Source organism: Chitinophagales bacterium, from assembly GCA_040877935.1.
In the GTDB taxonomy this organism is placed as follows: domain Bacteria; phylum Bacteroidota; class Bacteroidia; order Chitinophagales; family CAIOSU01; genus JBBDNB01.
On sequence record JBBDNB010000013.1, the window covers coordinates 1 to 15,868 of the forward strand.

The following is a 15,868-nucleotide window of genomic DNA, read 5'->3' on the forward strand; positions in this document are numbered from 1 at the left end:
AAACAACTTTTGATGAAAATTATTCAAAAAATATTTGCTTTTAAGCACAGTTCATCCAGAGTGGAGCGCAGCGGAACGAAGGATCTGGTGGGATAAAGCACAGGACTTGATTCAATGAACCTTAAACATAGCCAATTCCAGCCCGGCTGTTACAAGATGTAATATTGAAAGGGAGGGATGTCGTTGTATTGTTCGTATATTTATAAAAATACACAACATGGAATACTTAATGGACAGAATTACAATTGATCAGGATATTTGCAATGGCAAACCGACCATTCGCGGAAAAAGAATTACAGTACAAACTATTCTTGAGTTTCTAAGTGCAGGTGAAAGCAGGGAAGAAATCCTGAAACAATATCCATCATTAGAGCCTGAGGATATCACTGCTTGTCTAAACTTTGCAGCTGCATTAATGGAAAGGAGTTTTACCATTAAGAAAATTGTTGCATAAAATGGCAAAATACCTGGTAGATGCTAATTTGCCCTACTACTTCAGTATGTGGAATACTACTGATTATGTACATCAGTTTGATATCAATGATGAAGCAAAGGATCATGAGATATGGAAATATGCAAAAGAAAATAATTTAACTATTATCACAAAAGACAGTGATTTTGCCGATAGGATATTATTAAAAGAACCACCGCCAAAGGTCATTCATATTCGTTTTGGCAATATGAAGATGAATGACTTTTTTAATACCCTGTCGAAAGTGTGGGGAGATGTAATAAAAATCTCAGAGACCAATAAGCTTGTGAGTGTTTACATTGATAGAATAGAAGCGGTAAGTTAGTACCCCCAAACCCAACCTTGCCCAAACAACAAACAGACATTTTTTCTTATTTTTATTTTCATATGGAGGCGACTACAAGATGTAATATTGAAAGGGATTCACAGAAGTTGCAAGCTTTGCAAACTTTGGGATGGAGGCACAAGAACCGCTTTGCTAATTCTTGCGCCAGCGGGAGCATCTACAAGATGCAATCTTGAAAGGGATTCCCACAAGTTGCAAGCTTTGCGGGATATGGCGACAAACGAGTGAATGAGGCTCAAAATCTGAGTGCTGTTGTTTTGAAACTAATTTTCAAGTATTGTTATTAAACCAAAAAGTTTTACATTTAAAAACGAGTTTTTTTAAGTAAAAAATCAAAATATGCTATCTGTAAAAGGAATATACGATGGAAAAAACATCAAAGCACTTGAGAAGCTTCCCAAAAACAAAAAATACAAAGTACTGATCACTTTTGTTGAGGAAATAGAGGATTCTGAATTAAGGGAATTCTCGGCTCAATCTGATGCCTTTGATTTTTGGAACGATCCCAAGGAAGATATTTATCAGGATTACCTGGAAAAGAAGTAGATTTTGAAAACCGGAGATATCATACTTGTTCCCTTTCCCTTTGCAGAACAAACAAAACGAAAATTAAGGCCTGCAGCTATCATTGCATTAACAGAAGACAAATACAAAGACATAATTGTATCGGCAATTAGTTCTGTTGTTCCTCAAAAACTCAGTAAAAATGAAATTCAGATAAAACCTTCAACAATCAATAAGCTTAGGACAATTTCAGTATTAAAAGTTGATAGGATCGTTACCATCAAGAAGCAAGACATGATTGCTAAACTTGGTAAGCTAAACAAAACTGAACTTTCACTTTTTAAAGACAAATTCAAAAAGCTGGTTGATTAAATATGAAAAATATGCCTTCTTCTACCAAACCCAATCAAGCCCAAACAACAAACAGCCATTTTTTCTTATTTTTATTTTCATATGGAGGCGACTACACAATTTAATCTTGAAAGGGTGCATAAAAGTCTCTGTCTCACACCTGCCAAGCAATTGGGTCTTATCAATCTTATCGTGTGTCTATCGTATAAAAACGAATCATATCGTATCATCCGGTAGTTTTCCATATATTTGCGATATGAAAACAGAAGTGCATACATTCAAGCTCAACCTTGATTGGGAATTGATACGGCATATCAGTCAAATTGATAGGTTTGATGCCTCATGGACAACGATAGAAAAAAAAGAAGGCCAAAGTCTTAAGCAATTAAAATCAATAGCAACTGTTCGAAGTGTGGGGGCATCCACGCGAATTGAAGGTTCGCTAATGTCTGATGAAGAAGTTGAAGTATTATTGAGGGACATCGATGTTACCAAAATTATTGATAGGGATTCACAAGAAGTTGTTGGATATTTTGAAACCATGGATTTAATATCTGGGTCTTATGATGATATAGAAATTTCTGAAAACAGTATCAAAAATCTCCACAACATATTATTAAAGTACAGTGAAAAAGATAAATGGCATAAAGGCGATTACAAACAACACAGCAACGCTGTACAAGCTAAACTTCCTGATGGTACCACGCAATTAATTTTTGAAACTACGCCACCGGGATTTCATACCCAGGATGCTATGAGACAATTGATCGATTGGTATAAACAGGACAAGGAAACGCATCCACTTGTAAAATGTGCTTTATTCGCTTATGACTTTGTTAGTATCCATCCCTTCCAGGATGGTAATGGTAGATTGAGCAGACTTCTATCAACGCTTTTGCTAATGAAATATGGATACAAATGGATTCAATATGTGAGCTTTGAACACGAAATTGAAAATAGAAAAACAGAATATTACAATGTTTTAAGGAGCTGTCAGGCACAACGGCCAAATGAAGATGTGACAAAATGGGTTCGGTTTTTCTTTGATGCCTTAGCTAATATACAAGACCAATTGATGAAGAAGCTTGATAAACAAGGTATTGAAGCCAGATTAGCGCCTCGAGAGAAATCTATTATAACATTTATCGAAAATCATCCGGGCTGCAAATCAGGAGATATTGCAAAAAAACTAGGAATACCAAGCCCTACAGTGAAAAGAATATTACCTGATTTGATAGAGAAAAATTTGATAGAAAAACATGGTTCCGGGCCGGGAACGAACTATACGGTTAAATGAAACGCCCTTTACTTGCACTCGTTTGTCCCACCATAGCTGTTGCAATAATGCGTGATCATTAAGGGCAGCCTTCTTCTACCAAACCCAACCAACAAACAGACATTTTTTCTTATTTTTATTTTCTTATGGAGGCGACTACAAGTTGTAATATTGAAAAGGATTTCCACAAGTTGCAAACTTTGCGGGATATGGGGGAGAGCGGACGCTCAAAGAAAACAGGGCCAGGGGGGGCATCGAAAAAAAGGAATCTCTTATAGATGAAATTCAAAAAACTTTCGGAGTCTATCTTCTATAAGCCTAAAGCACGCTACCTGAATATTAGTTAATTTTGTCCCGAAAATTTAGAAGCTGATCAATTGCCAGTAAGACTTTTACCTGAGAAGGAAGATTAAATTATGATACGGATATTCCTGAGTAGCGTACAAAAAGAATTTGAGCAGGAAAGGTTTAAGCTGTTTAATTGGATTACAGCAGATCCTTTCCTCGGTAAATTTTTTGAGGTGTTTCTATTTGAGAAACTTCCGGCTTTAGACAATACTCCGCAACATGTGTTTTTAGATGAAATTGGACAGTGTGAGATTTATTTAGGTATTCTTGGAAAAGAATATGGCTTTGTAGGTAAAAAAGGCATTTCTGTTACCGAGGAAGAATTTAATGAAGCTTCCCGTTTGCACAAACAGCGATTCATTTTTATTTCGGATCACCCCAACAATGAGCGGGATAAAGAACAAGTGTCCTTTATTCAAAAGGCGCAAACTTTTTTGGTTAGGCGCAAATTTTCGGGCTATGAAGATCTAAAGTCCTTGATTTATGCTTCGCTTGTAAGGTTCTTAGAAGAAACGGGGCGCATACAAACTACACCATTTGATTCATCTATTTCCCACCAGGCAGATTATTCATCCATCAATCCTGACAAAGTAGCTGATTTTGTAAAATTAGCTCGTTCAAAAAGAGGTTTTAAACTGCAAGCTACCGCTCCTTTTCAAGAAGTGTTAGCCCATTTAAACTTGATAAAGAATGACAAACCCAATAATGCCGCTATATTACTTTTCGGGTATGAACCAGCTCGGGTTTTTCCCAGCGCAGAAGTGCGCTGTGAGTATCATTTAGGCACTGAACGTACAAAGCCAATCGAATCTTATAAAGTCTTCACAGGTACCGTTTTTGAACTGGTTGATCAGGCTGAAGACTTCATTTTATCGAAGCTAGATTATCAGGTAGAAACCCGAGCAGAAAGCACTTCCATTCCGGGTAAGTATGAAATTCCGAGAGAAGTAATTGCAGAAGCGATTGTGAATGCTGTAGCACACCGAGACTACACCAACAATGGTAGTATTCAGGTCATGCTTTTTAAAGATCGACTTGAAATTAGAAATCCGGGGCATCTTCCCTTAGGATGGTCAGTAGATAAACTCAAAGAGTTGCACACCTCCATACCAAGAAACATACTTCTTGCCGAGCCCATGTATCAAGCCGGCTACATAGAAAGGTTGGGTACCGGAACATCGGACATGGTTTCTATTGCAAACAAAGCCGGTTTGGTTGACCCGGTCTTTGTTCAAGAAGATACCTTTAATGTTACTATTTACCGTCCGGGCTATGGTCTTTCCGACCAAGTACACACTAAACACCGGCCAAGTACCGATGAAGTACCGCAGGAGTTCCGTAGTAGTACCGTAGAAGTAAAAAATTTATTAAAAGTTTTGCATGGAGAAATGAGTAGGAAGGACATACAAAAGGCATTGCAGCTAAAACATGAAGGGAATTTTAGAGAAAACTATTTAGAACCAGCCTTGGTTCAAGGATTGATACAAATGAAATATTCAAATAGTCCAAATCATCCAAAACAAAGATATCTTCTAACCAAAAAAGGAATTGAAGTATTGAACAATATGTAAATGGAATACTTTGGCAATAAAGACCTATTAAAACATTACAAAGCAAGCTTTTTCAGCTCTGGAAAATGCACTACTGGTAAGAATTTGCAGTCCTTCGAACCTATAGCAAAAGTCCGACCACTAATAGGCAAGCCGCAGTAAAACCCCTGAATTTTGTATTTTAGATAAATGTCTGGAAAGAATAAAGTTTTATGGTTTTACTGAAATGCTAGGTATAGTTGGGCATCCACAAGATGTGTTTTGAAAGGGATTCCCACAAGTTGCAAGCTTTCGGGATATGGGGGGGGTATTTTTATCAATTTATCTTGTTAAATAATGAATCTTATTAAAATAATAATATTGTTAAGCATGGTTTTTCAATCCTGTCTTAATAAGCCTCAAGATAATCTTGTATTAAATATTACTGTTGATACTGATTCTACAATTGATTATGAAGTATTCATAACAGAACACAAGAAAAAATTAGACAGTATACAGGATTCAGGAATACACACAATCTATTTATACAATTCTAAAAATGACTTTACTGGAAGTATTCAATTTTTAGATAATGATTCAATGTATTACATTGGGTATTACACAAGTGGTGAAAAATGGGTCGAAGGTGAGTTGAGCGATTATAAAATGCACGGTAAATGGAGTGAATATTTTAAAACAGGAAACTTGAAAACTTTATCTAAATTTAAATACGACACAATTATTGGAGATTTAATTGCATACCATGAAAATGGTACAATTTTTTATAAAACCAGTTATGAAAATGGAGTTGAGGATGGTATAATAATTGGTTACCATTACAATGGAAAAATATCTTTCTCAGGGCAGAAAAAAAAAGGAACAAAGGTAGGTGAGTGGAAAATATGGACAGAATCTGGTGAATTAATTAAAGTAGAGCATTTTAATAATGGAGAACTGGTGAAAGTAGAGGAGTATTGATACTCCCCCCGTTTCCGTCATGCTCTACATGGTGGAATGGTTAAGTAAGCCCTCGGGAAGCAATGGTAAGACCAGTGCGGCATTCGAGAAGAATGGAGAAGACATCTATTTTAACCAGCACGGGCATAACCTGTTAGCAAGGCGAATACCCGTCCGGCTGCTGTTACAAGTAGCCTACTCTTCATTTTTTCCATTGCTGAAAAAACGAAGCAAACCCGCCTGAATATTTCAGTACGGGCAAGCATGCCTGCTGAAAGCAGGAAAATCTAGGCTGTCTAAAATTCAACTAAATTCTTTGCTCAGTAGCTAAATTTCAGAAACTCGCCATTAAAAACTTATAAATTAGTAACTCTCGTTTGGCTCAAACAGCCTGAAATTTCACACTACTTTCACTTCGAATTTTAAGCTGAATTTTCGAATAGCCCTTAAATGATGACAAAGTAGTTTTATAAAAGCCCACTCAAAGCCGTCATTCCCCTGAAAAGGGGAATCTCCCTTGATTGAGCAGTGCTGTGGCTTTCTTTTTCTCTTTGGCACAAGACCAACATTCAGGAAGTACTTACCGCACAAAAACCCCTGAATTTTGTATTTTAGATAAATGTCTGGAAAGAATAAGTGTGGGGATTATTGTTGAGCATATAAGAATAGACTGTTAAATTGATATGGCAGAAGCACCGCTATTGCTAATGCTTGCGCCATCGCGGGGTTTTACCTTTACTAAACAGGATTCAGCTAGAGTCTTAAAAACATACAACTTAAAATAATGAATAAATTAATATTAATCATATTATTTAATTACATATTGTTAAGTTGTAGCAATAAATCGAAAGAGACAATCCCAATTATCAATAATATTAAATTCAATAATTTATTCTATACTTATAAAATAAAAAAATTAGACTCTGTGATATTATTTGAAGGTGTTTTAAATTATGAGAAATATAAATTAAGACCTTCTTGGCTATCATTACTTCATGAAATACTATTCTATGATTTTTGTTTCAAAACAAAATACTATAATAAGTTCACATATTATCAATCGAAGTTTTACCCAATTGATGATTCAAATATGGTTAACTCTCCATTTCACATGTCAATATCTTTAAAGCATTGTGATATAGAAAAATATGATCATTTTAATGATTTTAAAGAAAACATTTTAAAGTATTACATATTCACAGACTATATTATATATGAAAGAGCTCCAATTGAATCTGCTGCAATTGAAGACATTTATTCAAGTTTAAAAAATAAACCAAGCAATATAGATTCAATTGGTATTTTAATGGAAATGTATGTTGTATATCAAGAAAAATTACTTTATAATAAAGCACCTGATTCAACTTACTATAATAAGATAAATCAGCTCAAAACAAATATTGAAAATAGAGGAGATAATTTCAATCCACTATTAAATATGATAAACGAAATTGATAGTCTTATCAAAAACACACAGTAATATTTATTAGCTAATCGTGGAATGGTAAAGTAAGCCCCCCCGTTTCCGCCATGCTCTGCATGGTGGAATGGTTAGTAAGCCCTCGGGAAGCAATGGTAAGACCAGTGCGGCATTCGAGAAGAATGGAGAAGACATCTATTTTAACCAGTACGGGTATTACGCCTCAAGTGGTCAGACGACTTGAAGTCGTCCGACCACTAATAGGCAAGCCGCACTAAAACCCCTGAATTTTGTATTTTAGATAAATGTCTGAAAAATATAAACCTCCGCACTCGTTCGCTATGCTGCGAAAGCCAGGCGGCAAACGAGCGCGAGTGGAGGCAAATCTACCAAATAACTTCGGTTTTACCATCCGCTAACTTGAAGAACCGCTTTGCTAATTCTTGCGCCAGCGGGGGAACTCGTTATTAATATAAAAATATCACTCAATCAAGGAGAAAGCAAAGAAATGATTATTAATAAATTTGAAACAGAAAATATAAATATTAAAAACAAAAAACCATTGTTTGTTTTTATTAATAATATTAAATGGAGTACCACTTTTTTCTTTATCGGCATTTATATCATAAGCAATAGCATATTTGCTTCAATTATATTAAGTATAATGTGGCCAATGATTAGTATATTTTATTCATCGCTATTATTTCAGTCAAACATGATTAAATCGATTGAAATTGATTATGCTAAAAAAGTAGTATGTATTGAGTTTTATCTTTTAGAACTGTTTTTGAAGTCTAAAAAAATAAGCTTTTCTAATCTTTTTTTAACAGAAAGGTACAAGAGATATGATTCCTTTAATGCAACTAATTCAATTGAAGTTTGGGACAAGAAAGAGTTAATTGCGAGTTTATTTTATGATACAAGAGAATATTATGGATTTTCAAATCAGACAATAGATGAAATTAAGTTTAGCATGGATCAAATAATAATTGACAATAAAGACAAAGGTGAAATCATATTAAATAACGAAAAATTAAATAAAATTTATAGTAATGTCTGTCGGAAAAGTATATATATATCTTTACTGTTTGTGATAACTTCATTATTATGCTTTATATATTTATCTAAACTATTGCTTTGAGTCTCTCCCTCACTGGCGCTCGTTTGCAGCATAGCATCAGCTAAGCGAACGAGTGCCCCACTTTCAAAAGCATGTCACCTAAGCAATAAGCAGAGCCTTATACCAAACCCCAAACAACAAACAGACATTTTTTCATAATTTTACAGCTCAATTTTACAAAGCATCAGAGAGAAAGCCATCTTGCAAAAATTATGAATCCCAAACTGAAAATTCCATTATATACACTATTGCTTTTGAGTTGCCTATCAGTATTTGTTGCCTGTAATGGAAATGGGCAAAGCGAGGATAACAAACCCGGGGAAGTAGAAAGCAATCCAAATGCCGACAATCACCCCTCCATACAGGAGATCACCCAGAAAATAGAGCAGGAGCCGAACAATCCCAAGCTCTACTACATCAGGTCGAACATGCGCTTTCAACTGGGCAATCTTTCAGGGGCAAAGGAAGACCTAAAACAATGCCTTCAACTGGATTCTACCGAAACAGAATTTTACCTGGGCCTTGCCGATGTATATTTCGAAGAGCAAAACCTCATTCGAGCATTAAACACGCTTGAAAAAGCTGAAGAAATTGATCCCCGAAATGAATCAATACAATTGAAAATGGGGATTTATAAAATTTACATGAAAAACTACAAGGAAGCCATCGCGCATCTGGATGAAGTCCTTAAAAGCAATGTTTACAATGCAGATGCCTATTTCTACAAAGGCATATTATTTAAAGAAATAGAAAAGCGAGAACGCGCCATATCAAGTTTTCAAACTGCGCTGGAACAGGATCCCCAATATTTTGAAGCCCATATGCAACTGGCCTTGCTCTTTGCTGAAAGCAATTCTAAATTGGCCTTACAGTATTACAACAATGCCTTGAAAATCAATCCTGAAAGTGCCGAAGCGCTTTATGGAAAAGGCCTGCTTCTGCAAAATATGGAAGATTACGATGCTGCAATAGAACTTTACCGCTCTATTGTGAAAAAAGCCCCACAAAATGCCAATGCCTATTACAATATCGGTTATGTATATTTTCAGATGGATTCACTGGAAAAAGCCGACCGGCATTTTAAAATTGCCGGCACTGTAAATCCTGCCTATGCAGATGCAATTTATATGCGTGGTTTAATACAGGAAGCGATCGGAAATTTCGATAAAGCAAGAGAATTTTACAAACAAAGCCTAAGTTTGCAGTCGGAACACGAGCCTTCTATAAAAGGGCTGCAAAGAATTGATAAAAAATCATAAGAATGATTAAGATTACACTGCCGGATAATTCGGTGCGGGAATACGAAGCGGGCATCCGCCCTATTGATGTGGCCAATGACATTAGCCCGGGACTGGCGAGAAATGTACTCTCCGCAAAAGTCGATGGAAAAATAGTCGAGTCCATTACACCCATTCAAGAAGATGCAAAATTACAATTGCTCACCTGGAGCGATAAAGAGGGGCAAACAGCCTTTTGGCACTCTTCTGCCCACGTATTGGCACAGGCATTGTTGAAATTATATCCCAAAATAAAACTCACCATCGGCCCGGCAATCGAAAATGGTTTTTACTACGATGTTGACCTCAATGGTGAAAATATCTCTGAGAAGGATTTCCCCATTATTGAGAAAAAGTTTTTGGAACTGGCGCGGCAAAAAGCCGAATTTCAAATGCGTGAAGTTTCAAAATCCGATGCACTGAATTATTACAACAAAGAAAAAAATCCCTTTAAAGTAGAATTGATCGAAAACCTGGAAGACGGGGACATCACATTCTGCGACCACGATGATTTTACCGACCTCTGCCGTGGCGGACATATTCCCCATACCGGGTTGATCAAAGCCGTGAAAATCATGAATATTGCAGGTGCCTACTGGCGTGGCGATGAAAACAAGCCTCAGCTCACACGGGTCTATGGCATTTCATTTCCCAAGCAAAAAATGCTGGAAGAATACCTGCAAATGCTGGAAGAAGCCAAAAAACGCGATCACCGCAAGCTGGGGAAAGAGCTGGAAATTTTCACCTTTTCCCAAAAAGTGGGACAGGGTCTGCCGCTTTGGCTGCCCAAAGGCGCTGCATTGAGAGAACGGCTGATGCAATTTTTGAGCAAGGCACAGAAAAAAGCAGGTTATGAACTGGTAGCCTCGCCACATATTGGCAACAAAGACCTGTACGTTTGTTCCGGCCACTATGAAAAATATGGAGAAGACTCTTTTCAGCCCATCCACACACCGGATGAAAACGAGGAATTTCTCCTGAAACCTATGAACTGCCCGCATCACTGTGAAATTTATAAATTCAAGCCACACTCCTACAAAGAGTTGCCACTGCGCTTTGCAGAATTTGGAACCGTTTACCGCTATGAACAAAGTGGAGAGTTGCATGGATTGACAAGGGTGCGGGGGTTCACACAAGACGATGCACATATCTTCTGCCGCCCCGACCAGGTAAAGGAAGAGTTCTGCAATGTAATTGACCTGGTACTTTATGTATTCAAGGCCCTGGGTTTTGAGGATTTTACCGCTCAAATTTCGCTGCGCGACAAGGAAGACCGAAAAAAATACATCGGCAGCGATGAAAATTGGGAAAAAGCAGAAAACGCCATTAAAGAAGCAACTGCAGAAAAAGCCCTTAAAACGACCATTGAATATGGCGAAGCTGCATTTTACGGCCCCAAGCTCGATTTTATGGTAAAAGATGCCATTGGCAGGGAATGGCAATTGGGCACCATTCAGGTGGATTACAATCTGCCCGAGCGATTTGAACTCGAATATATGGGCAGCGACAATCAAAAACACCGCCCTGTGATGATTCACCGCGCGCCCTTTGGCTCATTAGAGCGTTTTGTGGCCATTCTGATTGAACACTGCGAAGGAAAATTTCCGCTTTGGTTGACACCCGAGCAAGCTATAATTTTACCTATAAGCGAACGCTTCAATAGCTATGCAGAAAATGTTTCAGATTATCTAAAAAATACCGATATTCGCACATTCGTTGATCTCAGAAATGAGAAGATCGGCAAAAAGATAAGGGATGCTGAAGTAAACAAAATCCCCTTTATGCTCATTGTAGGAGAGAAAGAACAGGAAAGCGAAGTCTTATCTGTTCGCAAACAAGGTCAAGGCGACCTTGGTACTATGACAACGGATCAATTCACTGAATTGGTGAATAAAGAGATTGAAAATTTAATTGCTTAACAAAAAAACAACATTTGCGTCCAAGAAGAAAATTTGTACCAAGAAAAACTGAGCCGGATCACAAAATCAATGAAAAAATCCGCTCAAAAGAAGTAAGATTAGTAGGAGACAATGTAGAAGTAGGTGTATACTCTATTGAAAAAGCATTGCAATTAGCAGAAGAGCAGGGACTCGACCTGGTTGAAATATCAGGAAAAGCAGATCCTCCGGTTTGCAAAGTTATCGACTACAAAAAATTCCTCTACGAAAAGAAGAAAAAGGAAAAGGAAATAAAGTCCAACACCCACAAAACGGTGATAAAAGAAGTACGCTTTACTCCTAATACCGATGACCACGATTTTAATTTCAAGCTCAATCACGCTGAAAAATTTCTGAAAGAAGGTTCTAAAGTTAAGGCCTATGTTCAGTTCAAAGGCCGTGGCATCCTTTTTAAAGAAAGAGGTGAGCTGATGTTGTTGAAATTAGCCGAGAGCCTGAAAGATTTTGGGTCTTTAGAACAAATGCCTAAATTGGAAGGTCGGAGAATGATCGCTTTCATTGCTCCAAAATCAAAAAAGAAATAAGTTCGGGAACACCCCTTATTCATCTTCCTTATACAACAAGGCAGGATTGGCTTTATAGAGTTGTTCTTTTTCAGAGGTAAAACCAAAACTGGCATGGGGCAACTTGCCTTTTAGTTCCTCCATCAGTTCATTGTGGACCTTGCCATTTACCCTTATTGTGGTATAATTTCCATCAAGATAATAAAAGTAAACCGTAGTCATTTTCATAAAATGAATGCCAAAAGGCATGGTTTGTACCACATAGGAATAAACCCAGACAATCTGTTTTGGATCGAATTCGAGATATCTTACCAGCAGCTCCTTTTCCGGCTTTACTTTTTTGCCCGCATTGTAAATAAATATTGCGGCCAAAACCAATAAGATCATCGACACAAAATATACTGTAAACCGCGCTCCCTTTTCTGCTGCATCTGGCAAAAAGTAGAGCAAAGCTGCAGCAGAGCAAAGCAATATCACCCCAACAACAAGTTGGTAGTTTCGGTCGTAAACTATCCCTTTTTTGATAATATCCATAAGCTTTGTAAAAAATTAAGCTCTTACTCAGGAGACAAAAATCTTTTGAAGTTCTTTTTTTGCAAAATCTGTCCAGTAAACAACCTCGGGGCAAGCCTCGGAGCACCCGCCTGCTTAGTCGGGCAGGTTTAAATCTCGATTATCGAGTAAACTTTCAACCCCATTTCTTGATCTCAGAAATTAAATCTTTTGCCTCTGTATGCTTTCCCTTATAGGAGTCTTCCATTGACTGATCAATTCTATCATTTAGTGAGTCAAGCGACATAGGTTCAATGAGATCTCCATTATTATCGAGCTCTTTTTTCAAAAGTTGCTCAAAATGATAAATCGAGTCTTCACTTTGCAACTTTAAAAATTCTTTTATAAATTCTATTTTTCTACTGCTTAAATCCATAGACTTTAGTTTTCATAAAGCAAAAATTCAAATCTAATGATATTCGTTCCATTAGAAAATATAACTAATCCAAAAAATCCACATCCCTGTCAAAAGGATATTTCATAAGAAAATTCAATGCATCATTCACAGGCAGGCCATTGAAAAGCGCCTGGTGTAGGGCCTGAATAATTGGCACGCGTACTTTATAATTATCGGCCAAAGCTTTACATATTTTTACGGTGTTAATCCCCTCAGCAACTTCCTCACTCGTTTCAATAATGTCGTTCAACTTCTCCCCTTTTGCCAATCGATAACCTACAGTAAAGTTTCTACTGTGTGTACTTGAGGCTGTTGCAATAATATCACCAATACCAGCCAGGCCGAGAAATGAGGTCACATCACCACCCAATACAGTCCCCAAACGTATCAACTCTGACAGCCCCTTAGTTATAAGTAATGCCTTTACATTTTCACCGCCTTTGAGACCATAAACAGCTCCTGAAGCAATGGCGATAATATTCTTGAGTGCCCCGGCAAATTCAACGCCAATAAGGTCGTTGGTGCCATAAACCTGAAATCGATGACTGCGCAGCGCATCTCTTCCCATGAGTATGACTTCTTCAAAATGACTTGCAATTACAGAGCCCGCTGGTTGATGATTGGCCAGTTCGACTGCCAAGTTAGGGCCGGAAACACAGCCAATACGCACCACTGATGTTTCGTGTTGTATCAGTTCGCTGATGGTTTGAATGTCTTCACGGGTAGCCTGAAAATCATAAAAATCAACATCATAAAAATCTTCGATCAATACATTAAACCCCTTAGTACCATGTATTAAAATATGATCGGGACGAAGGTAAGGTGCAAATTTTCTGATTTCATCCAAAGTATAGCGAGAAGGCACAGTAGGGAAAAGCAGGTTGCATTCTTCAGTCATGCGTTTTACATCACCTGTAGGAGTAATTCGTTCGTGCAACTTTTGCCCCAGGCTCTCCCCCTGTTCAAGTATAGCGTTCAACCGATCAGCTCTGCGTACATAAAAAAGTACATCATGGTTCTCTGCAATAAGATTTGCAATAGCAGTACCAAAACTACCGGCACCAATAACGCCTATGTATTTTTTATCCGACATACTGTTCTAATCCGAAGCCCTCTAATCTATTGTGATAAAAATAAAGCAATTTCATATCCTGTGTAGTGATATTACGCTCAGGTGTAAACAACAATGTAGCCTGATCGTGATAAAGTCCAAGTTGATCCATGCCATGATCAATAATTTTAGAAACTTCCCAGCTTATTTGTTCCGGAGCAATAATTTCGTCCGCATCGGCCATCTTAAATATTTCTTTTCTTAAAGCTTCTATATTTTGCGCAAATTCCATGTAGGAAATTTCACGGTCTTCTTCTGGAATTCTCAACAATGCATATATATCAAGCTTTTTAAATCGCTTTTTCAAAATCTCAAATGCAGCAAAAGCCAGCAAATGACTACTAAAAACAATATTATTTCTGCGGTAAGATTTTACTATTTTTTCACCCAGTAAACGAATGTATTCTCCATTGCGCTGTTTGTCATTTTTCAATTCACCATGAGAAAGATAATATTGACGAATGTCAATTTTTTGGCCTTTATCATCAAAACTATTCCCATCTTTATCCACTCTGTTTCCAAATAAATCCATACAGGAACCAAAGGATATTGCCAATTCAGAGCTGCGGGTTAAAAATTTAAAAATAAATCGCGCAATTTTAAAGGAAGTTGAAAACTCATCGTTTTCTGCAAAATAGTATTCTCTACCGATTTGCTTTAAATGCTGCTCAATCAAACTTGGGGCTTCCAGCACAAAATGATAATTGAGCACCACAGGGACAATTACTATTTTCTTTCCACTTTCACCTTTGGGTGCATTGGCAATATTCAAATACTGTGCTTCCATAGCAGTGCCGAGTAGGCCGAGTTTAAGCTTGTCTTCAATAGCACCTGAACGCGAGCGTGTACCCCCCGGAAAAAACAAACTGTGTGCCCCCTGATGCAATGCCAGGGTAGAGTACATTTTTAATGTTTCAAGATATATCTGGTTTTTCTTTCTACGGTCAATTTTATAGGCCCCCAATCGATTCATAAAATAGGCCAGTATCTTGATCCCAAAAAGATTAAGTCCTGCCCCATAAATAAATGCAGGCAGCCCAAGCTCTTGTATTGCCCAGCCTATAACGGGACTATCAATATTGCTGAAATGCGTGGGTACCATTACCAAAGTAGCTTTAGTACCAAGTTCTCTTATGGTTTCAAGATCTCCGGTAAAATGAAAACGATCTTTTATATTGAATTCGTTGTTCAGCCTTTCTTTAAAATTTTGCCCAATACTGGTCTTCAATAACCTGGAAAAACCAACAGGTAAGGCTTTTTTGGCAAACTCATAAATTGAAGGATCAAAAGTTCCTGTAATTTCATTAGCATAGCGTGAGGCAATTGAAGTTAGGATCTCTTTTGCTTGCTCTTGATCGGCAGATATATTGCCGTTTAATTGCCCGTTAAGATTTATAACCTCTCTTTTTATATTGCCCCAATACTCCCTTTCATCTACGGGGTCTGCCTTCCATGGTTTTTGAGTAACCCTGGCTCTTTCCTGATATAATGTGCGTGCCAGTTCATCAATCAATAAATCATAATTGGGGAAATATTCCAGACAACGATCTACGCTGGCTTTTTTCACTTCTTCAATAAACTCGTAGCGCCTTGAGCTCAGTTTATAAATTGGCCATTCCGTTATATCTGATATAATCGGTTTGTAATCGGCTCTTTTAAATTTGGTATAATTGAAGCTGATGCTTAAAAATTTTAAATCCTAAATTAAGAATTAAGTCGAAAATACCGCAGAAATAGTATTTAAGGA

The 15,868-nt window shown here is 37.3% G+C and carries 16 protein-coding genes; 12 read left to right on the forward strand and 4 right to left on the reverse strand.

The genetic code is table 11. From position 1 onward, the window contains the following. The first annotated feature begins 217 nt into the window (after window positions 1-217). The 12 genes from WD048_03295 (at window position 218) to infC (ending at window position 12,082) form a co-directional block, all read left to right on the forward strand. Entirely contained in the window at window positions 218-454 is a 237-nt protein-coding gene (locus WD048_03295) for a DUF433 domain-containing protein (protein MEX0811215.1), read from the forward strand. A gap of 1 nt (window position 455) precedes the next feature. Further along, the gene (locus WD048_03300; protein ID MEX0811216.1) at window positions 456-797 is read left to right on the forward strand and encodes a DUF5615 family PIN-like protein; all 342 of its coding nucleotides are present in this window, start codon (window positions 456-458) and stop codon (window positions 795-797) included. Between the two features lie 360 nt (window positions 798-1,157). After that, entirely contained in the window at window positions 1,158-1,364 is a 207-nt protein-coding gene (locus WD048_03305) for a hypothetical protein (protein MEX0811217.1), read from the forward strand. A gap of 3 nt (window positions 1,365-1,367) precedes the next feature. Beyond that, complete coding sequence (locus WD048_03310; protein MEX0811218.1) at window positions 1,368-1,694, forward strand: type II toxin-antitoxin system PemK/MazF family toxin; 327 nt, start codon at window positions 1,368-1,370, stop codon at window positions 1,692-1,694. Between the two features lie 235 nt (window positions 1,695-1,929). Further along, window positions 1,930-2,970, forward strand: coding sequence for a Fic family protein (locus tag WD048_03315; GenBank protein MEX0811219.1), 1,041 nt, complete (start codon window positions 1,930-1,932; stop codon window positions 2,968-2,970). 395 nt (window positions 2,971-3,365) lie between these two features. Beyond that, window positions 3,366-4,868: a DUF4062 domain-containing protein gene (locus WD048_03320; GenBank protein MEX0811220.1), complete on the forward strand. Its 1,503-nt coding sequence runs from the start codon at window positions 3,366-3,368 to the stop codon at window positions 4,866-4,868. A 315-nt stretch (window positions 4,869-5,183) separates the two neighbouring features. Then, window positions 5,184-5,804, forward strand: a complete 621-nt coding sequence (locus WD048_03325; GenBank protein MEX0811221.1) for a hypothetical protein — start codon at window positions 5,184-5,186, stop codon at window positions 5,802-5,804. 763 nt (window positions 5,805-6,567) lie between these two features. Continuing rightward, window positions 6,568-7,263, forward strand: a complete 696-nt coding sequence (locus WD048_03330; protein MEX0811222.1) for a hypothetical protein — start codon at window positions 6,568-6,570, stop codon at window positions 7,261-7,263. Window positions 7,264-7,636: 373 nt separating this feature from the next. Then, a complete protein-coding gene (locus tag WD048_03335; GenBank protein ID MEX0811223.1) occupies window positions 7,637-8,344 on the forward strand; it encodes a hypothetical protein in 708 nt (235 codons plus the stop codon). A 191-nt stretch (window positions 8,345-8,535) separates the two neighbouring features. After that, complete coding sequence (locus WD048_03340) at window positions 8,536-9,582, forward strand: tetratricopeptide repeat protein (GenBank protein ID MEX0811224.1); 1,047 nt, start codon at window positions 8,536-8,538, stop codon at window positions 9,580-9,582. 2 nt (window positions 9,583-9,584) lie between these two features. Continuing rightward, window positions 9,585-11,519, forward strand: coding sequence for a threonine--tRNA ligase (thrS, locus tag WD048_03345; GenBank protein MEX0811225.1), 1,935 nt, complete (start codon window positions 9,585-9,587; stop codon window positions 11,517-11,519). 14 nt (window positions 11,520-11,533) lie between these two features. After that, window positions 11,534-12,082 (forward strand): translation initiation factor IF-3, encoded by a 549-nt coding sequence (gene infC / locus WD048_03350; protein MEX0811226.1) that lies wholly within the window; start codon window positions 11,534-11,536, stop codon window positions 12,080-12,082. Between the two features lie 15 nt (window positions 12,083-12,097). On the opposite strand, the gene WD048_03355 is transcribed toward infC, so the two are convergent. The 4 genes from WD048_03355 to WD048_03370 form a co-directional block, all read right to left on the reverse strand. After that, window positions 12,098-12,595 carry a hypothetical protein gene (locus WD048_03355; GenBank protein ID MEX0811227.1) on the reverse strand — a complete coding sequence of 166 codons (498 nt, stop codon included), beginning with the start codon at window positions 12,593-12,595 and terminating at the stop codon, window positions 12,098-12,100. Window positions 12,596-12,749: 154 nt separating this feature from the next. After that, entirely contained in the window at window positions 12,750-12,989 is a 240-nt protein-coding gene (locus WD048_03360) for a hypothetical protein (protein ID MEX0811228.1), read from the reverse strand. A gap of 64 nt (window positions 12,990-13,053) precedes the next feature. Next, entirely contained in the window at window positions 13,054-14,103 is a 1,050-nt protein-coding gene (locus tag WD048_03365) for an NAD(P)H-dependent glycerol-3-phosphate dehydrogenase (GenBank protein MEX0811229.1), read from the reverse strand. Continuing rightward, on the reverse strand, window positions 14,093-15,688 hold the full coding sequence (locus WD048_03370) for a 1-acyl-sn-glycerol-3-phosphate acyltransferase (protein MEX0811230.1): 1,596 nt from the start codon (window positions 15,686-15,688) through the stop codon (window positions 14,093-14,095). Before WD048_03370 ends, WD048_03365 begins: the two co-directional genes overlap by 11 nt. Window positions 15,689-15,868 lie beyond the last annotated feature (180 nt).

Bases quoted from the DNA above. Each gene is read 5' to 3' on its own strand.
- WD048_03295 (MEX0811215.1), top strand. From the start codon at position 218: ATGGAATACTTAATGGACAGAATTACAATTGATCAGGATATTTGCAAT.
- WD048_03300 (MEX0811216.1), top strand. From the start codon at position 456: ATGGCAAAATACCTGGTAGATGCTAATTTGCCCTACTACTTCAGTATG.
- WD048_03305 (MEX0811217.1), top strand. From the start codon at position 1,158: ATGCTATCTGTAAAAGGAATATACGATGGAAAAAACATCAAAGCACTT.
- WD048_03315 (MEX0811219.1), top strand. From the start codon at position 1,930: ATGAAAACAGAAGTGCATACATTCAAGCTCAACCTTGATTGGGAATTG.
- WD048_03320 (MEX0811220.1), top strand. From the start codon at position 3,366: ATGATACGGATATTCCTGAGTAGCGTACAAAAAGAATTTGAGCAGGAA.
- WD048_03325 (MEX0811221.1), top strand. From the start codon at position 5,184: ATGAATCTTATTAAAATAATAATATTGTTAAGCATGGTTTTTCAATCC.
- WD048_03330 (MEX0811222.1), top strand. From the start codon at position 6,568: ATGAATAAATTAATATTAATCATATTATTTAATTACATATTGTTAAGT.
- WD048_03340 (MEX0811224.1), top strand. From the start codon at position 8,536: ATGAATCCCAAACTGAAAATTCCATTATATACACTATTGCTTTTGAGT.
- thrS (MEX0811225.1), top strand. From the start codon at position 9,585: ATGATTAAGATTACACTGCCGGATAATTCGGTGCGGGAATACGAAGCG.
- WD048_03355 (MEX0811227.1), bottom strand. From the start codon at position 12,595: ATGGATATTATCAAAAAAGGGATAGTTTACGACCGAAACTACCAACTT.
- WD048_03360 (MEX0811228.1), bottom strand. From the start codon at position 12,989: ATGGATTTAAGCAGTAGAAAAATAGAATTTATAAAAGAATTTTTAAAG.
- WD048_03365 (MEX0811229.1), bottom strand. From the start codon at position 14,103: ATGTCGGATAAAAAATACATAGGCGTTATTGGTGCCGGTAGTTTTGGT.